Here is an 18,328-nt window from a genome sequence, read left to right as displayed (position 1 = left end):
CAGGCTCCAGACTATTCTGGCGCCAAAGCATGGCGCGTGCTCTCAATGACCGTAGAGCGATGTTGGACACGCGCCCGCTTAAACTCCCGCAGTGGCGCGTGCCACGTCCACGCGTCGGCCGTGTGGAACAACAAACATCACGAAAGGAACTGCAATAGCTGCGATTGCCGCAATCACCTCGAAGCTTAGTCTGTAACCGACTGCACCGAAGTAGTAACCGGTTGCGAGTTCAATCGTATGTTGTCCCAAGATCATAAAAATTAGTTGAGTAGGTATTCCGGCTCCAAGGACCATAACGGTTGCTTGAGTGGTAGCAGCGATTCCCTGTATTTCTTGCGGAACCGACTGCATCATCAGGTTAGGAAGACATCCGGTGGTTATCCCAACCCCGAGTCCGTACACGGCCATGATCGACATGATAGTTACAGGCGCATCGGGCAAAGTCCTCAGTGCCATTGTTGATGTTGCAACCGCAAGAAGGCCGATGATAAGGGGTACACGGATGCCCCAGAATCTAGACATCGCGCCGACAAGTATTCCGCCCGCAGTAAGTGTAATTGCCATCGGAACCATAAAGCGCGCAACACCATACTCGTTCAGGCCGAAGCCGAAGCCTGCACCGATGCCTGGAGGCGTTTGCAGCATTCCTGGCAAAATACTATTGGTCGCATTTGTAGCTGAAAAAACGACGAAGGTGACAACTAGGGTGGTCCACATGCGGCGCGTTCGAAGTTGCTTAATCTCAATAAGAGGATGCGGATGCTTGCTATCACGCTTTATCCAGAGAGCGTAACAAAGCAGGCCGGTCATTACGCCGCCGACAAACTTTGTTGATGTCCAGCCCCATTCGGAACTTTCGCCGATGGTGTAGATGAGGATTGCGCTGCCAATCCCAACCAGGGCAGACGCGACCCAATTCAATTTCCCTTGAACGCGAATGGTTGATTCCGGAACCGTGATAACGATTCCCACCATACAGATCACCTGGTAAATTGAAAGAAACCAGAACACCGACAGTAATCCGAAGTTGTTGATCAACCATCCGGCAACGAAAGGCCCTGCGACGTACACGACACCAGCGCCGGTGAACACCATTGAAATTCCGAGGGCAACGAGATTCCGCGGGAAAACATCGCGGATTAGCGAGAATCCGATCGCAGGCACCAGATAGAGTGTGCCTTGTAGGGCTCGCCCAACAAGGAAGGTGGCGTAGTTCGGCGCATTCGCACTGATGATCGAGCCGATCGTCGCTGATGTGACTAGACAGAGAAGAACCATCCGTTTGCCCTTCATATCGGCGAGTTTTCCGACAAGTCCGATGATGAGCGCCGACGTGATTGAGAGAATCGTGAATGCCCACGCGATCTGGGTCGTTTGATATCGCGCGGCAATCTTTGGCAATGCGGTTGCAACCAGAACGTAGGACGCGCCTGACAATTCGCCTAGCATGATAATAAAAAATAATCCCAATGCAAGGCTAAAAAAGGACCGCTTTCGGTCGCTCAACGTGCTTTCTTCGGAAATGGAACTCATTTGTCTCCTCCTGGCGTTTGCGATGCTAAGCATGATGCGTGCGTCCGGAAGTCGTTTGGTGACTGAAGAGACGGCCAGGGAAAAATAGAACGACTGTCCGTTGCTTCATCCGTCTGACCTTGATCCTACGCGTTCGCTTCACTACGTAACCAATTTCAATACTCGTGACATCGGGAAGGCTTGACGGACGCAGGCAACTCTCATTCGTTGATAAGCTGCAGCCAGATATCATTTTGGCATCCCGTGCCATCATGGCAATAAGTGTTGACACGGGTAGGTTCAGTCCAACAGAATGTCTCTCTGCCAAAGAAGGGTCTCGACGAATATCTTGGGGCCTTTGTGATCCACGGAGCACGGGAAGCCCACTATGTTCAAACTCACAATTTTTTTTGAAAGATTCGAGCGGGAGAGCGTCTTTATCGACTACTACCGGCGTGTTCACATGCCCCTTGCGCGCGAGCTTCCAGGGCTCGTGAAAAGTGAAGTTACTCTCTTTAGCAAGGGCTCCAACGGCGACGAGCCGCGATTCTGTCTTATGACCGAACTCTATTTTGAAACCGAAGACGCTTGGCGTTTGGCCATGGAATCTGAACAAGGATTAGCTTTGGTCGCCGATGGAGAAAACTTCCCGGAAGGGACGCGGTTTGGCGGGGTGGTGGTTGGTTCTGTCATCGTCTGAGCGGACCAGCACGTTCGGACTCGATCACGGCTCACCGAGCGGGCGTATCCAGGCAACGACATGCGCGTCGGGTCTCGATCGCGATGGGGCTGGCCTTAACTAAAGACAAAACGGCGGAACAAACACTTTGTTTTTTAAATAGCTATTGAAGTCTGATGATGCAGTTGCTGACCGATGCCATACCTGCTCACAGCGGCTTCGTCATTTGACACGGAGAATCTCGGAGGGCTGGCGCAGAATTTTCACCCTACAAGGCGACGGGTCGCAAGACGGATGAAAGCACGACGTCGCATGGCCTTCCGATAAGTTAGTAGCGGCCACAATCTTCGGCGTCCAGTCATGTGAACGAGTTTAGCCTGCCCCGGACGACGCCCCTTTCGTGACTAAAATGTTCTGTAGTTTGACTGCGCGTTCAACGTTAGCCCTGTCACATTACCTAATTGGAGTGCCTGGCTTGAGCTAATCTTTTGCTCGACAACAGCAGAGGGTGCGCAGGTGAGATCGCGAGTGCGCAGACGGCTTGGGAATATGGATGGCCATCACTGACGTGGCTCGCAGGAGTAAGTAAACCAGAGATTAATTCACACGCTTGGCTTTAGGCTGGATTGTCTCCCTGGCGCCATTTACCGTAAGTGCGAGCGTCCAGTTGCTTGCCTGCGAGTCACACAGAACCAAAACAATCGGCCTCATCCGTCTGATCCTTAGTGATGGTGCGAGGGGTTCGGTAGCCGGAAATCTCCCGGGCTATGCAATCTACCTCAGCGGGGAATGTGTTCTCGATACTACGTTGACTTCTTCAAACTCCTCGAGCATCGGATAGGGTCTGCCTAGCGTAGCGCGGAAAGGCTGTCGAGCTCAGGTGGTGGCGCGGGTGCGCGCGTCGTCTCGTCGGCGGAAGACGCTATAATGTGCCATGGTGGCACAGACTGAAAGGTTCTGTGATTTTGAGAGGCGAGGCGGATTCTCTATCCGCGTTCAGGCCGACGACAGGTCATCTTCCTTGTGGTGTGCGTTGGGTCTGTGCTGGGTCCACGATATTTAAGAGGCGGTACTTGCCGTCAGGGATAGCCATGGCGACAGAGAATGGAACGGACATACACAAAGCTTTTACTTTGCGTGAGCGCCGGAGACTAGCTACCGCCGTTGAGATTACGGAAGCGGCGCTTCACTTGTTTGAAACGGTAGGCGTTGAGAAAACGACAGTCGCAGATATCGCCGAAGCTGCGGGAATCTCGCCCCGCACTTTCTTCCGTTATTTTGAAACCAAAGAGCTCTCGGCTTTTATTGTAAACTCGGAATACGTCAATATTGTCGAAGAGTGGAGTCAGGAGCGCGTCGAGCTCGACGACGTCTTCGGCACGATGCTCGACATGCTCAAGAGAGCGGTTGGTGCATTGGATCATCCTGAGTCTCGCGAGCACCTTCTTCGTGCGCGGCGACTCATCCGAACTGAGCCAAGTATCAGAATCGCGGCGATGAGTCGCGAGGCCTCCCACATCGATCGTCTTGAGTCAGCGTTGCGTAGCCGCAGCAATGGCGCGTACACGGATCTGGAGATTACAACGCTCAGTCGGGTGGCAAGCTCGATGCTAAATGCCGCAATATTGGAGTGGGAGCAGCTATTCGAGTCTGGCGATGAGCAACACTTATCAGTCATATTTGATGAAGTTCGCGACGCGGTAGGTAGTGCCATAGGTGGCCGCAAGGCTACCAGTGAGAAGAGAAAGCCGACTAAGCAGCGTCGGACTACGCGTTAGTCTCAGAGCGACCAGGTTTCGTTTGGGACAGGGGCGCGATTTTGGAGCTACTGCAGCTTTTGCGACTGCGGCCAGCCCACGTCGTGCTCAGTTTTAGATCTGGACCACATGACTTCATAGAGCTGAGCACTCGTCTGAGACTTCCACGACGTCTCGATTCTCGGAGGTCAATCCCGAGAGCGAATGCCGGGTCGCCCGGCATTCATCCGCAACAAAGCTTTGCTTATGGCGATGGCGAATCAAGTCGGGGACTGTCGAGTTCGATAACCTCGACGAATCCTTCGGCCGTAAGGACGTCATCCCACGAGTTCAGACTACCACTTGCGGTTTTGCACGCTGTAACAAATAGATGCCGCCCTTCTGGTCCTCCGAGCGCAGTGGCGGTAGGCATCCGGCCGTCCGTAGCATCAATCGTCTTTATGATCTTCCCACTAGTCGAAACCCGTGCAGTTTGACGCGAAAGTAATCCGGCTACCCAAATAGCTGATTCGGAATCGGAACAGATTCCGTCCGGAACGTGATCCTCGAGTTCAGAATACACAGTGCGATTAGATAGGGTTCCATCCGCGGCGATCGTCCACGCTGATAGCCGATGGAGTAGGGATTCAGCCAGAACTAGCTTCCTTGTACGGGGCAAAATGCACATTCCATTCGGTGCGGAACATCCTGTTTCGACGACGCGAGCTTCACCGTGCGTGACCTGCACGATAATGTCCGAGTAGTTCCAAGGAGACTGTCCTACCTGAGTCCGAGGCATTGAGCAGCCGATGTAAAGCTGACCGCTATCATCGACCACCATGTCCCCGAATTTTGCGAATTGAACGCCGTTGTTTTCTATACGGCCGAGATCGCAGAAAACTGAATTGCTCTTCGCATTGACGATCTGCTTTGTCTGGGCGAACGCTACGAGCGGTGAGCCGTCCGGTAGAAAGCCAATCGTAGCCGGCCGATGCTCAAAAGCCTCGACTAGCTCGTCACGTCCGTCCAAATCGACAGCTCGAAGCTCGTGCCGCGGTATGTCGATGTACCAGAGGCGTCCGTCATGCCAGCGCGGCGCTTCTGGGAAACCGAGCCCGCGGACAATTGTCTTTGAGTATGTCACGCTAATTCCTCGTGTGCGAACGTGGTCATTTATCGACCATCAGAAGTTTGCATAGACCGCGACAAGGCCGCTCAGTGCGCTATGGATGTTCCATGGCTGCAGTGAAGCTGGAGCAGAATCCGTCGGTCCGTTCACCAATAACGGGCTATAGACGAGGCTTGGATTATCGGTATATTGCAGACCGGCCGAAAACCACAGCCCCTTTCTAATGTGTGCCGTGTAAGAAAGAAGAAGCGAGTTAACCTGTCTATGCATACAGAGATCCTGTGACTTGCAGGATGATGAAGCATTAAACTGATCAACCATGTATGAACTTGGGAGCTGCAATTGCCAGCTGAGCGCAATTTGATCTTCCGGGCGATTGAACAGCCCGAACGAGTAAATGCGTGCCTCGACGGTTGAGGCGATTGAGGAAGCTCTCGGGTTGTTGTGCGTTAGAGTTCCGCCAATATAGATGCCCTTATATGCCGTCGCCGCCGAACTAGGCTCAGATTGCCAAATTTGTCGATCGGCATAGAGAGATACAGCGTAGTTGTTATTAACCGTACCACCTGATGTCGAAGACAAGTCCGCGTACGTCGTCGTATTGTAGTATCCCGTCAGTCGGACCCATGACGAAGGGTCGCCCGCACCCGCTTGATGTTGGTATCCGATTTCGTTGATGAACAAAGCACGCGGTGAGTGGTATCGAACGCCATCTACTACCGGAGAGGAGTTAAGCGGGTTAAAGCCTGATGGATTACTCAATATCTCAACGGCAATCATATTTCCGCTGGCACCCGCCGTCGATACAGTTCCCGGGAGTGAACGCTGAACGGCAAAGCGATCGTACCAGTTACGATCAATATTCCATTTAACATTAATGCTAGGAACACCTGCAGATGCGGACTGACCTACAAGTGCGCCGGATGCGCTTCCCAACCCAAGTGGGTTAGCAACGTTACCTCCGACAACGGTCCCCTGGAAACGCAGATTATTCTGTAAGTACCCGAACTCGTACTCAATTGTCTTGTTTAAAGCAGTACCATAGACTTTGAATTCAGTCATTTGCAGCTGCTTCGCCGTATAGTCTGGCGCCCAAGTGTTGGTTGCGCCGGTACCCACGAACCCGAGCTGCCCGTCGGGAAGTCCGAATCGACTCAAATCATACGTTAGCATTAAGGAGTTAATGAAATTTCCTGACGGCCGCTGTCCGAAGTACTGCTGTTGGCTGTGTGAAGGCTCGTAGTGCGATAGGAGATTGTATTCACCGTACGTGGTGATGTTATCAATCAGGCCAATACCGTACTTTGCCAGATTCGTGCGCCAGCAATCGTAGTCTCCAGTGAAGGAATCTGCGAAGCTGGGCGGAGACATAGCCCACCCCTTGTATCCATATTTCGAATTGATTTCTGCCGCTGACTCAGCGGAGCAACTCTGAATCGGCTGAGTCGGCGCCGCCGTAGGGAGGTTTGACGCCGGTGTTCGACCGCCGTCAAATTGTGCATCCACCTCATCGGCGATGGCAACAGTTCCGTTAAACGCCGTCCAACATGATAGGATTGCTAAGGAAATGAAAGAAAATTTTCCTAGCTTTGCGTATCGTGCTGGAGGCCGAACACGGCGGTTCACCATGATATTCTCGTTCACACTTGTCTCCGTAATTTTGTTTAGTTTTAGCGCCTTTTTTCAACTGTTCGAAGTTGGACGCATAAGCATGCTATCGCCACGCACTGTGTAGTCGGCGCAAGCCGGTAAGGTGGCTTGAGTGTAATTTATAGTGGGGCACCTCCGTATGTTCTGCAGGTGAGTGGTCACAGCGTGGTCGTAGTCGTTGTTCAGGAACCGTCACCTAGTAAGTGGGAAAACAAGATCACAGTACTCTTTAGGGATTGGAGACCTAACTTGTGATTCACAAGGGAGACTCAATCACACGGCGCTCAATTGGCGAAAGTGAATTGGTATTCAAGTTACATTTTGGAGTCAAAATGTAATGTGTTGGACGTGCGCGGTAGCTGAACAGGTTGGCCACCGCGAGCTCTGTTTAGCTATTGTTGAAAATGTGGTCGGCAATCTTTCCACGTGTCGCGACCCATATGTCCGATCGATCGACGCACGATGCAGCGATCTCTCGAAGTGCCCAAGCGGACGCAGGTCGGCCGTAGCAATGGGCGTGAACCATTACATCAACGACAACGACGTCGGCTTTGGCTGCCAATAGGTGTGGCAATGCTTGGTGGAACATATCGACAAATTGTTGCGGGGTTCTTCCGAATCGCATCGCGTGTGGCAAATCGTTGAATTCCACCGACAGAGGGATAGCGAGAAGATCGCCTTCAGGGAATCGTTGGATATAGGGGAGATCCGCATCTAGCGCGTCAAAGTGCCATCGATAGCCATGCTGGACCAGTCGCCGGCGCGTCTCGTCTCCAGAGGTCGCGCGAGGACTTATCCAACCTCTCGGTTGGCGGCCAATCGCGTTGGTAATTGCTCTAGTGGACTTTGCGATTGATTCCTCGTCATCGGCAGGGGAGAGCAGGGGAGGAATGAGGTCCTGCGCAAAGCCGTGACCTACGATTTCATGGCCCGCTGCGGCGAGCGTACTCACTTGCTCGGGATCCTTGGCAGCGAGGACTCCGGAGGTAAGTATATTGGCGGACACCCCCGTGTCTTCGAGAATGCGAGATAAGCGCTTGATCCCGGCATTGGCACCATACCTCCCATAGCTATCCGCGTTGTTGTCGAAGACGCCGCCGGGCAAAGGGTTACCCATAGGGCCCACGCCAGATGATTTCCCTTCAGACCACGCCTCATAAGCAACGCTGAAGGTGACGGCGACGTTCCGATCCCCCGGCCATTTCAGGTCAGCTGTAGGAATTATTCGTTCGATTTTATTTTCCGATTTCATCTCAGAACTCCGTCGGGGCGCTTAAGCGCTCGCAGCAGCTTGTTTGAGCTGTACTGCTGTGACTTCTTCAAAACTCCGGGCGCTATTGTCGTGTGGGCCCCCAGTTACGTTGTCGACCACTAGTAGTCGCCGTCTCAGTTTCCAGACGTTACCTACTCGAACTGCCTCGCAGTGATAGTGTCCCACGCACAGCAATGCCGAATTTCCGCTCTCCCCGCCTAGGTTGGTCTTGAAATCAAGAAGAAAAGCGCGCACTGTCGCGACACGGCCGTCGCCTTCGACGAGGACATTACTAATGATGTGGCGCAATTGCTCAGTACGCCGAGGCCCCCAGGAAGGGGTTCTGGAGCGATATTCAACGAACGCATCGAGGCCGCGCTTGCCAGAGAACGTTCCCGAGAATGGACTGATTAATACCGCGTCATCTGTGAAGATCGCATAGAAATCTTTGTCTGTTGCGTATCCGTCTATCCACCACGTGTATCGGACGAGCAGTTGCTCGATCTCCCGTTGATCGTCGAGTGTAAGAGTCATCGTGGTCTCTCTTTAGGGGGCACTAAGCCCCCGCATCATCAAATGAGGCGCTTAAAGTCCACCACCGCCGCTGACGCGGAAGATCTCTCCGCTGACATAACTACTGTCTTCGCTCGCGATGAATCTGATAACCGCAGCGATATCCTCGGGTTCGCCGTATCGGCGTACGGCAATGCGGCGAGCGCCCGCATCCAGGTCGTCTTGATACATTCGACGTGTGGCTAGCTTGCCGCGAGAGGTCATCATCAAACCGGGTGCAACTGCCATTACCGTGATGCCCTGCGGGCCGACGTCAGCGGCCAGTGCACGAGTGAAACCGGTTAGTGCAGATTTTGCGGCTGTGAACGCTGCAAAACCGGCATGTCCTTCATCGGCTGATACTGACGTGATGTTCACAATTCGCCCCCAAGCGCGTTGGCGCATGTACTTCACGGCGGCTCGGGACATCAGGAATGCCCCCCGGACGTTGACTGCGAAAATGCGCTCCCATTGCTCAAGGGTGAAATCTTCGATGTCGAGGAATGTTTGTGAGGCGGCTGCGTTGTTAACCAGGATATCCACACTGCCAAACTGCTCGTATGCGTCGGCTACCATGCGTTGAGCGTCGGCTTCGGAACTGACGTCGCCCGTCAAGGCAAGTGCCTCGCCACCAAAATCGGAAATTTCCTCGACAAGGCTATCTATCCCGCGCCAAGAACCATGCTCGGCTTTAAGTTGCGCGACGAGTTTTTCGTCAGTCGAGGGCACTACGCCGCTTCTCGTAAGGTCGGTTACCACCACCGCGATTCCCGCTCGAGCCAGAGTGCGGGCGGTTGCGGCTCCAATGCCGTCGCGAAGGCCGCAGCCGGTAATCAGTGCGACCCGCCGAGGTTTCGAACTACTATCGATAGTCATATTGTTTTCACTCTTTCGTTTTGGTGGGAATTTAATCTCTAAACCTAGTTCTCGAAGTGAAACTTAAAGGCTCCAGGTGGTTTCAACTCAGCGCGTTTGCCTCTAGCTACGCGCGACAGAAATTCTGACTTGCAGATTACTGTTTGGCTCTGTTTGCCATGATGGCAGTGAATGTCACAATGGCCTTGAGGCGCATCGTGGCAGGGGTGTCTAGCTTTGTCAATTGGGGGCTACTCATTCTTTCCGGGATCTGAGGGGCCTTTTTTCGGGCGAATTGTCATATCGTCTCGTCCGAACATTGATTGAACTCGTCACTAAAGCAGCGCATGTAAGCGATGTATGCGTGTCGTTGTGTATCGGAGACAGCGGTTCGGCTGACGGGAGTCTCCAGCGGGGCGCGACGCGTTGCATCACGGTTATCGCAGTCGATTGATGCCCACGTGTCGGGCTCCCGGTGGTTCGCCCACCTTATGCTGCATACGGCGTGATGTATTGGCGCACGAGGGGCCGGCTGGCTGAGTATGAGGCCCGCGTTACGGGCTTTATCGCCGACGAGCACTCAACATGGCGAATGCGAGCCAGAGAGAATGTATGTACAAGCGCGTGCGCTCGTCAGAACGAAGGGGGACACCACAGCGGGCGAAGCGGCGGCAAGGATCCGTAGAGCTTCAGAGATGAAACGACGTCGCTCTGGCTCAGTCAATCGATAAACGAATTCTGCGGTTTATTAAGACTGCGTGACGGCAGTGGATGTGTGGTACGTTTGTTTGAAACGTACGCAGTTCGATGTGCGTTGCAGAACTAATTTGCCGAGTCGACTTTAGTACACGTAGCTCCCGGCCATGAGCCATCGAGAACCAGTTGTCTCATAAGGCTTTTGAGCTCTTCGCGAACGATGGCCGCCGCGGGAGAAAGGCGTCGGGTCGCCGCATGAGCCAAGATGATTCTACGGGAGAGGTCTGGTGACACGATTGGCGTTCCTGACAATGTACCTATTTCTAAGTCTTCGGATATTGCTGAACTAGGAAGTATCGAATGGCCAAACCCGCGCGAAACGAGACTTTTCTGGACTTCCAAGGAATTGGTCTCGATTGCGACGATCGGAGCGATGCCCGCCACCGCACATGCATGCTCAACGACGCTTCGCAGTCCGTGCGGTGCATCGGGAAGGATTAGCGGCACGCCGCGCAATTTCTCGATCGTTTCAGGCTGATCCATTGCATAACAGCCCGCGGGGCCGACGAGGAGCAGCTTCTCGTCGAGCACAGTCTCGAAATGCATTCCCGGCATGGCTTCCTTGTCATAGAGAAGCGCGATTTCAACGTCACCACTTTCGAGCCAGGTTAGAAGATTGCCTGCATATCCGACATTGAGGCGCATCATGATCTGCGGATGGGTGCCTCGTACGCGAGCGGCTAACTCGGATGCCAGCATCACGCACGTACTAGGGAGGAGGCCGATGGTCGCCGTGCCAACAACGGTTCCGGCCGTTGGCCGAATCTCCGCTTTCGCGCGATCCAGTTCTTGCAATGCCCGTCTTCCGTATTCAACCATGGTGTGGCCGGCGTCGGTCAGGGCCATGCCATAACGCTGCCGGTCAAAGAGCTCGGCGCCAAGCTCCTCTTCGAGGAGGCGAATGTGTCGTGAGACGGCTGGCTGTACCACCCGAAGAATCTCGGCGGCTTTTGTCGCGCTTCCAGTCTCAGCAACCGCGAGCAGCGCACGTAGCTGTTTGATGTCCATGAATACTCACTCTCTTAGGCATCGAATTAGTTGATCTAGGTATCGCGTAATTCTATTTCAGCAACTGTCCTAACCAAAATTATGATAGCACCGTCGTCCTACCACCTTCTAAGGTTTCAACAATGAACTCTCCGAGCAACGAGCCTCTCCCGTGGCAAGAGGCCATTTTTCAAGCTTTCAAACAGAATGACGTGCGTCAGATCGTGTACGTTCCCGATGCCGGTCACTCGTTGACTATCCGTAAGGCCAAAGCTGATCCGGACATTCGGGACGTCGTTCTGACAACGGAAGAAGAAGGTGTCGGCGTAGTGAGCGGGGCTTGGTTGGGCGGTCAACGTGCCGTGCTGCTGATGCAAAGTAGCGGTGTAGGTAACTGTGTGAACATGTTTTCGCTCCTTGAAAGCTGCCAGTTCCCGTTTTTCACATTGGTTACGATGCGCGGTGAATACGCCGAATTCAACCCTTGGCAGAATGCCATGGGCTTGCGCACCGCGAAGGCATTGGAACTGATGGGTATCACCGTCTATCGCGTGGACGACCCGTCGCAGGCCGCCGAGATCGTCGACGCTGGCCTCGTTTCGGCTTTCGATGCAGGTAATCGTGTAGCAGTCCTTCTTTCCCAAAGCCTCATTGGTCGCAAAAAATGGATGCGTTGATCGTGAATACTTCTACTTCCAAAAGCCGCATTGATCGTCGCAAGTTCGTTGCGGAGTTGCTCAAGCAATTTCCGGATGCCCTCGTCGTGACTGGGCTCGGCTCACCGTCATATGATGTGTTTGCGGCGGGCGACCGTCCAAGCAACTTTTATCTGTGGGGTGCGATGGGCGCTTCGACGTCAGTTGCTCTGGGCCTTGCACTGGCGCAGCCGGAGAAGACGGTAATCGCAATCACGGGCGACGGCGAGCAACTAATGGGTATGGGGAGCCTTGCATCTGCTGCCGTCCAGAGGCCCAAGAATCTGAATGTCGTCATCCTCGACAACGGTCACTTTGGTGAAACCGGAATGCAGCAGAGTCACACGAGCCTCGGCACTAACCTCGCAGAGGTTGCGAAGGCAGTCGGTGTACCTGCAACGCAGGAAATTACCGAAATCGACGAACTAGAGTCATTGGTTGCCGCGATTCGTAAGCGCGAAGGTATGACGGTTGCCCAAGTCTACATCGCTACGGACGAGCCACAGCGCGCGCTTCCCCCGCGTGACGGCACGTATGTCAAGAACAGGTTTCGTTGGCATCTCGGCTTCGGAACGTTCTAGTTGGTAATATCAAGGCGAGTCAAATCATGACCTACTATCAGATGTTCATCGACGGGACATACGTAGACGCCCGCGATGGCCGGCGGTTTGATACCCAAAATCCTTTTACCGGTCAGGTGTGGGCGGAGGTCGCACGGGCGTCAGCCGAGGACGTTGATCTTGCTGTACAAGCTGCGGACCGAGCATTCAGGGTCGGCCCGTGGGCCGAGGCGACTGCGACCCAAAGAGGTGCCCTGCTGCGCAAGGTGGGCGATTTGATTACGCGCGATGCCGACCGGCTCGCCGCATTGGAAGTACGGGACAATGGCAAGCTTCTCGCGGAGATGAGCGCACAGGTCCGCTATATTCCGCAATGGTTCTATTATTTCGCAGGACTTGCGGACAAAATTGAAGGCTCGGTTATTCCGCTCGACAAAAAGGGTTACTTCAACTACACCCGCCGAGAACCGCTTGGCGTGGTTGCAGCCATTACCCCGTGGAACTCACCGCTTCTGCTGCTTGCATGGAAGATTGCTCCAGCGCTAGCAGCCGGCTGTACGGTTGTCATCAAGCCATCAGAATTCACATCTGCGTCTACAGTGGAACTGGCTGGGTTGTTTGCAGAAGCGGGCTTCCCGAAAGGGGTCGTGAATGTGGTCACAGGCTTTGGAGCCGAAGTAGGTGCGCCTCTTGTGAACCATTCACTGGTCAAAAAGGTAACGTTTACGGGATCAGATTCGACCGGTCGGGTGATCAACCAGCAATGCGCTGCGCAGTTCAAGCACGTAAGCCTTGAACTTGGTGGCAAGTCGCCGAACATTGTCTTTTCTGATGCCAATCTCGATGATGCGATTAATGGCGCGGTGTCGGGTATTTTTGCGGCAACCGGGCAGACGTGCATCGCGGGCTCGCGTCTGTTGCTGCAGGAAGACATTCACGACATTTTTGTCGAGAAACTTGTCGACCTAGCGAAAACTGCGGAGCTAGGGGATCCAATGTTTGGCGGCACGCAGGTGGGTCCGGTTACGACTCCAGTCCAGTATGACAAGGTCCTCTCGTACATCAAGATTGCTCAAGACGAGGGAGCGGAACTCAAGTTAGGGGGCAAGCCAGCAGTCGCAGCCGGCAGGTGGTTCGTCGAACCCACAATCTTTGCGGGTGTTACTCCGAAAATGCGTATCGCTCGGGAAGAGGTGTTTGGGCCTGTGCTATCTATCCTGAAGTTTAGGGACGAAGAAGAAGCTGTGGCTATCGCCAACGACAGCTGCTACGGCTTGGGAGCTGGGGTCTGGACTGGCGATATTGGTCGCGCATTTCGAATGTCAGAGCGAATTCAGGCGGGCACTGTCTGGGTCAATACCTATCGCGCTGTCAGCTTTATGTCTCCCTTCGGCGGATATAAGGATTCGGGATTTGGGAGGGAGAACGGCAAGGTGGCGATCGAATCTTATCTGCAGACAAAGAGTGTCTGGATAAACACGGGCGTGCCCACGGGTAATCCTTTCACGATCCGTTGATATACATCGAACATTGCATTGGCAGTAGCTCCGCTGGCACTTCAGCCCAGGCAGCGCGTGTTAGCGGGCCGCACGTTGATTGCACTCGAGGCCATGAAGACGGGACGCATCTCGCTGCTCACGGCGATCGCATGGTGGCTGCCTTGCACGTTTACGCGGGCAATCGGGTTGCGGCGAAGGATCTGTTAATCGAACAGCAATTGACAGGCAGCCGAGTAGTGGTAAATGTGCGTTAGCTGTGCACGCACTTGCCTGCGGACCCAATGCAACTAGTGTCAGAGACGTGGAGGGTCTTTGGGGGAGCGAGATCACTTTCGATGAACATAGCGCAGGCAGAGCGGCACTCCTTCCGCAGTTAAATGTGAGGACTGAATCTGCCGTTGCGCAAACGTCGAATCGGCATCAAAACGGCGCCTCCGTGCGAATACGAAGGGTTAGCCTTGGGCACGCGATTTGCCTTCCGGTCGCATTGACGCTGCCCGCGCCAAATGCGACTCAAGGCGCTTGGCCTCTGCGACAAGTTTCTTGGCGAGTTCTGGTTGACGGTCAGGTCCCATTCTCGATTCGACTGCCGCAATAGTCAAAGCACCTACTATATCGCCGGTGTGACCATGCACGGCGACGGCCACCCCCCAAGATCCGGTGACAACTAAGCCTTCATTCACTGAGTATCCGCGCTCGCGAGTATTTGCGACTTCACGTTTTAGCAAATCAACGGAGAAGTTAGGGTAGCTTTTCTTTAGCAAGTCGGCGTTTTCTGCGATGCAACGGTCTATTTCGCCGTCGTCCAACGCAGCTAGCATTGCGAGACTACCTGCTCCTACACCAAGCGGGTGGCGCGTTCCCGGCTGGAGAACGTGCGTTTTCAGCGGAAAATCACCATCTTCGCGAAGTACGCAGACTGCGAATACATCACTTCGGATAGAGAAAAAGGCAGAGTCGCCAGACGCGCGCGCGAGGCGTGCGACTGCGTCAGCCGCTTCGCGCCCTAGACCAAAGCGCTCATTTGCGATCCCGCCCAGAACGTAGCATTCCCGTCCGATGTAATAACGCACGGTCTGTGCGTCGTGCTCCACCATCCCTTCCGCTATCAAGGCTAACAGAAGTCGATGCGCTGTCGGCTTGTTCAACTGTGTTTCGCGTACGAGTTGGGCTAGGCTGATTCCAGTGGTACGGGACCTTGCGACGGTGCGCAATACTAGCAAGGCGCGAGAAACGGCCTGCGTCCCCGCAACAGCTTCCTTCATGGTGCGATCTCCAGTATTGGATGGTGGATGGTGGATGGTCCATATTATGACGCCATAGTTAACCCTGAATCAATGGTCAATGTCTTTGTGGCTTGGGGGCATTCGACTAACATTGGCCACAAGAGAGGTTTTCGAATATCAATCGAGGTCCATATTGTGGAGCTTTGAATCATTCTAGGGTCAATCGACGCGGGCCACAGCTAATTCTGAGCGATGTCGCGTTTGCTGACCGCGTGGGAAATCGAATGAAAACGTAAGGCGATTAAGTTAGGGCTTACTGCCGGTGTATCTGTCTTTGTGCCTTAGCTAGGGGAGTTGTTATAGATGCGTTGCGGACATTATAAAAAATCAGACTAATTCTCGGGATGTAAAGCGCGTCGGATTTCGCGACGGCAGACTTGAGAGCCGGAGCTAGGGAGTGTGTGAGAGTGTTGGCGTAATCGGACTTGGCGCGAAGGGCCAAGGTGTGTCCAAAAATCTCATTCAGGCTGGCATCCCTAAAGGTAGATACGTTTCACTGGGCGTACCAGCAAATCCTCATTGCTAGTTGCTGCAGCTGTTTTGCAGCTTTTGCTCCAGCTCATCTACGGCTGGACTAGGCATGGAAGGCTCAAAGCATATTCGGGTATTACTCTGCTATGGAGCCGAGAGTCAGGCAGTTGAACTACCGCGGGGATTAAGGTTTTCGGGTTATTTGAAAAATTAGTAATACAAAATAAATAGGATGGAATTAATTGTGCAACGATTAATAGGAGACGCAGCGATGAGAAATCTGACGGGAGATGAACGAGAGAGTCCGAAGCTGGGAGCAATCCACAGACGCATTGTCGGTAGGTTTGTCCCGATTGTCGGTAGTTTTTCACTTTGCGTCGGCATGGCCGCACTCGTCTCGGGTTGCCATGGCGACAGCAGCGGGCCGGCCGCACCAGTCAGCCAAGCAGGCTGGACGCAAGCTGCCCATTGCACGTCCACTGCGATCGCGGCTGCGTTCGCACAGGATCCCGAGACTAAGGTCGTCAATGTGGTTGCTTTCAATCCAGGGGACCCACTGACGTTGGTCGCGAGTAGTGCCTCAACGGCCCCGGTCGCAACGACGCAGGTCTGCGGGGTGCAGCTACTTATTGGTCCGGGTAACCCGGGGCCGGCGAGTGCCCCTTCAACGTCAACGGGGATCGGGGTCAGCATCTACCTGCCAACCCAAGCCAGCTGGAACAAGCGGCTACATTTTCTAGGCGGAGCGGGTTGGCAAGGTAGTCTGGAAGGGAATGGCGCAGTAACTCATCCTTTGACGACGCCGGAGCAAGTCGTGCAGCAAGAGGGTGCCGTCGCTGTTGGGACAGACTCTGGCAATCAGACGCCCGCGGACGGCGGCTCTTTCCTCATGAACCCAGATGGATCTATCAACGAGGGTAATTGGAAAAATTACTCGGAACTAGGTATCCATGAAGCGCTTGTCAAGGCAAAGGCTGTGACAGCGACATACTTTGGATCGGCGCCGCAATACTCGTATTACGAAGGCGGATCAACCGGAGGGCGAACTGGTGTCAAGTCTGCCCAAGCGTATCCGTCGGACTTTAATGGCATTATCGTCGGATATCCGTCGGTCAACTGGACAAGATTTTTGACCGCCGGTGTTTATCCTCAAATTGTTTTTCAGCAAGACCTCGGTGGCGTTCCATTGACCACTGCGCAGGAGGATCTGGTTTCGAACGCGGCGATCAGTTCTTGCGATGTGGTAGGGGGGGTGCATTTGGGCTACATATCCGATCCGCAGCAGTGTACCTACGATCCGACAAAGGACGCGACTGTCCTGTGTCCGTCGGATGGCGGGACAAATGCAACCAGTGCTTGCGTTACGAAATTGCAAGCCAACGCGATTAACAAAATCTGGTATGGCATGACTTCTGACGGTAGCGTTCCGGATCCTACTGTGGACAACGGGTGGTCCGTGCAGCCGACGGGTGTTCACCGCTGGTACGGCAATACGCGAGGTACCAGTTTGTGGGGGCAGTGGTGGGTCAATGTCTTTGGGCTCCCGGCTTCGTTCCCAGTCGCATATGCCTCGCCATACGGCGTATTTTCACCACCGCTCGCAATGTTGGCGCTTGAGCTTCAGAATCCCGCGATCGGGGACTCCACTTTTGTGAATGCAACGGGTAACGGCCAGAACGCTTGGAAAACCTTGGGGTACGCGGGGCTCAACAACGCCTTTGATCAGGGGATCGCGCTACAACCTCAATTCGACAACGTTAACAGTGACAATCCCGATCTTTCTGCATTCAAAGCGGCCGGTGGCAAGATGATCGCGGTACACGGATTGTCCGACGAACTGGTGTACCCGCAAGGATCGATCAACTACTACACGAACGTCGCAAATCAGATGGGCGGCATATCTGCGGTGCAGCAGTTCTTCAAATTGTATTTCGTTGCGGGGATGGGCCACTCCAGCACGAATGGGACGGCGAATGCTGGCGCTACAGTGCCGATCCCGACGGCGAATCAGCCGTACGACATGCTTACAGGCTGGGTTGAGCAAGGGGTCGAACCCGGGCGGGAGGTGCTCACGGATCCGACGGGAAATGTGAGTCGTCCAATGTGCCCTTACCCGCAGAAACCCCAGTACACATCTGGCAGCCCGCTGGCAGCTGCAAGTTACGTCTGTAGTTGAGGCAGGCAAGAGGCTTGTGTCTTTGCAATGCAGGTTGAGTTGAGAAGAAATTTGGGTTGCCGTTGATTCAAATGCAACGTTTGTCGGAGAATCTTCGGCAATCCAATACGCTCCGCCAGTCAGAAAATAAGGACCTAACATTGGCTTCAGAACGCACATTAGAGTTTCTGACGGACTGCGGACTAGAGCGCGGGGTAAATGCTGTTTTTCGTGAGTTGGAAATGCGAGGTAGAAGTGCTGAGTTGTAAGCGCGTCCTTGTCGCATCGGTGAATTTGACTACTCCGACGTACACAAAAAGTTCGTTGAACGCAATGGCATGCGACCGAACCAACAGACTTTCCCGACGCGACTGCCGTGGTGGATCTACGAGCGGCTGTGCCAGCGGGAACATTGCAGGCATGGAAGATCTGGCGGTATTCGTAGCCGTCACGCCCTATACCGGCTGCGTTACGGGTGGACAGTCTGCAACTCCCTTAAGGGCGGTTTCTACAGTGTGGTGATGGTGAAGTAGATGGAGAAGGGCAATGAAGAG

The 18,328-nt window shown here is 54.1% G+C and carries 13 protein-coding genes; 6 read left to right on the top strand and 7 right to left on the bottom strand.

What is annotated here, in order from left to right; genetic code table 11:
- Window positions 1-78: 78 nt before the first annotated feature.
- On the bottom strand, window positions 79-1,533 hold the full coding sequence (locus tag F3J17_RS23710; RefSeq protein ID WP_167064588.1) for an MFS transporter: 1,455 nt from the start codon (window positions 1,531-1,533) through the stop codon (window positions 79-81).
- Between the two features lie 367 nt (window positions 1,534-1,900).
- Between F3J17_RS23710 and F3J17_RS23705 the strand changes: the two genes are divergently transcribed.
- Both F3J17_RS23705 and F3J17_RS23700 read left to right on the top strand, forming a co-directional pair.
- Complete coding sequence (locus F3J17_RS23705) at window positions 1,901-2,212, top strand: EthD family reductase (protein ID WP_167064586.1); 312 nt, start codon at window positions 1,901-1,903, stop codon at window positions 2,210-2,212.
- A 1,070-nt stretch (window positions 2,213-3,282) separates the two neighbouring features.
- Entirely contained in the window at window positions 3,283-3,969 is a 687-nt protein-coding gene (locus F3J17_RS23700; RefSeq protein WP_167064583.1) for a TetR family transcriptional regulator, read from the top strand.
- A 1,141-nt stretch (window positions 3,970-5,110) separates the two neighbouring features.
- Here F3J17_RS23700 and F3J17_RS23690 read toward each other — a convergent pair.
- The 5 genes from F3J17_RS23690 to F3J17_RS23670 form a co-directional block, all read right to left on the bottom strand.
- A complete protein-coding gene (locus F3J17_RS23690) occupies window positions 5,111-6,700 on the bottom strand; it encodes a carbohydrate porin (RefSeq protein WP_167064575.1) in 1,590 nt (529 codons plus the stop codon).
- A gap of 394 nt (window positions 6,701-7,094) precedes the next feature.
- Window positions 7,095-7,958 (bottom strand): polysaccharide deacetylase family protein, encoded by an 864-nt coding sequence (locus F3J17_RS23685; RefSeq protein ID WP_205194925.1) that lies wholly within the window; start codon window positions 7,956-7,958, stop codon window positions 7,095-7,097.
- 21 nt (window positions 7,959-7,979) lie between these two features.
- A complete protein-coding gene (locus F3J17_RS23680) occupies window positions 7,980-8,492 on the bottom strand; it encodes a nuclear transport factor 2 family protein (RefSeq protein ID WP_167064572.1) in 513 nt (170 codons plus the stop codon).
- A 51-nt stretch (window positions 8,493-8,543) separates the two neighbouring features.
- Complete coding sequence (locus F3J17_RS23675; RefSeq protein ID WP_240161130.1) at window positions 8,544-9,386, bottom strand: SDR family oxidoreductase; 843 nt, start codon at window positions 9,384-9,386, stop codon at window positions 8,544-8,546.
- An 801-nt stretch (window positions 9,387-10,187) separates the two neighbouring features.
- Window positions 10,188-11,129, bottom strand: coding sequence for a LysR family transcriptional regulator (locus F3J17_RS23670; RefSeq protein WP_167064566.1), 942 nt, complete (start codon window positions 11,127-11,129; stop codon window positions 10,188-10,190).
- Window positions 11,130-11,251: 122 nt separating this feature from the next.
- On the opposite strand from F3J17_RS23670, the gene F3J17_RS23665 reads away from it, so the two are divergent.
- The 3 genes from F3J17_RS23665 to F3J17_RS23655 are packed head-to-tail and all read left to right on the top strand — an operon-like array spanning window position 11,252 to window position 13,880.
- Window positions 11,252-11,785 (top strand): phosphonopyruvate decarboxylase, encoded by a 534-nt coding sequence (locus F3J17_RS23665; protein ID WP_167064563.1) that lies wholly within the window; start codon window positions 11,252-11,254, stop codon window positions 11,783-11,785.
- A gap of 2 nt (window positions 11,786-11,787) precedes the next feature.
- The gene (locus tag F3J17_RS23660; protein ID WP_345891238.1) at window positions 11,788-12,384 is read left to right on the top strand and encodes a thiamine pyrophosphate-dependent enzyme; all 597 of its coding nucleotides are present in this window, start codon (window positions 11,788-11,790) and stop codon (window positions 12,382-12,384) included.
- A gap of 26 nt (window positions 12,385-12,410) precedes the next feature.
- Window positions 12,411-13,880: an aldehyde dehydrogenase gene (locus F3J17_RS23655; RefSeq protein WP_167064557.1), complete on the top strand. Its 1,470-nt coding sequence runs from the start codon at window positions 12,411-12,413 to the stop codon at window positions 13,878-13,880.
- A 434-nt stretch (window positions 13,881-14,314) separates the two neighbouring features.
- Here F3J17_RS23655 and F3J17_RS23650 read toward each other — a convergent pair whose 3' ends face one another.
- Window positions 14,315-15,127: an IclR family transcriptional regulator gene (locus F3J17_RS23650; RefSeq protein WP_167064554.1), complete on the bottom strand. Its 813-nt coding sequence runs from the start codon at window positions 15,125-15,127 to the stop codon at window positions 14,315-14,317.
- A gap of 724 nt (window positions 15,128-15,851) precedes the next feature.
- On the opposite strand from F3J17_RS23650, the gene F3J17_RS23645 reads away from it, so the two are divergent.
- Window positions 15,852-17,795, top strand: coding sequence for a tannase/feruloyl esterase family alpha/beta hydrolase (locus tag F3J17_RS23645; RefSeq protein ID WP_345891237.1), 1,944 nt, complete (start codon window positions 15,852-15,854; stop codon window positions 17,793-17,795).
- Window positions 17,796-18,328 lie beyond the last annotated feature (533 nt).

The organism is Burkholderia sp. Ax-1719, from assembly GCF_011753055.1.
Taxonomy (GTDB): domain Bacteria; phylum Pseudomonadota; class Gammaproteobacteria; order Burkholderiales; family Burkholderiaceae; genus Paraburkholderia.
The sequence above is the reverse complement of the archived record's forward strand: the minus strand, read 5'-3'. Positions and strand labels throughout refer to the sequence as shown.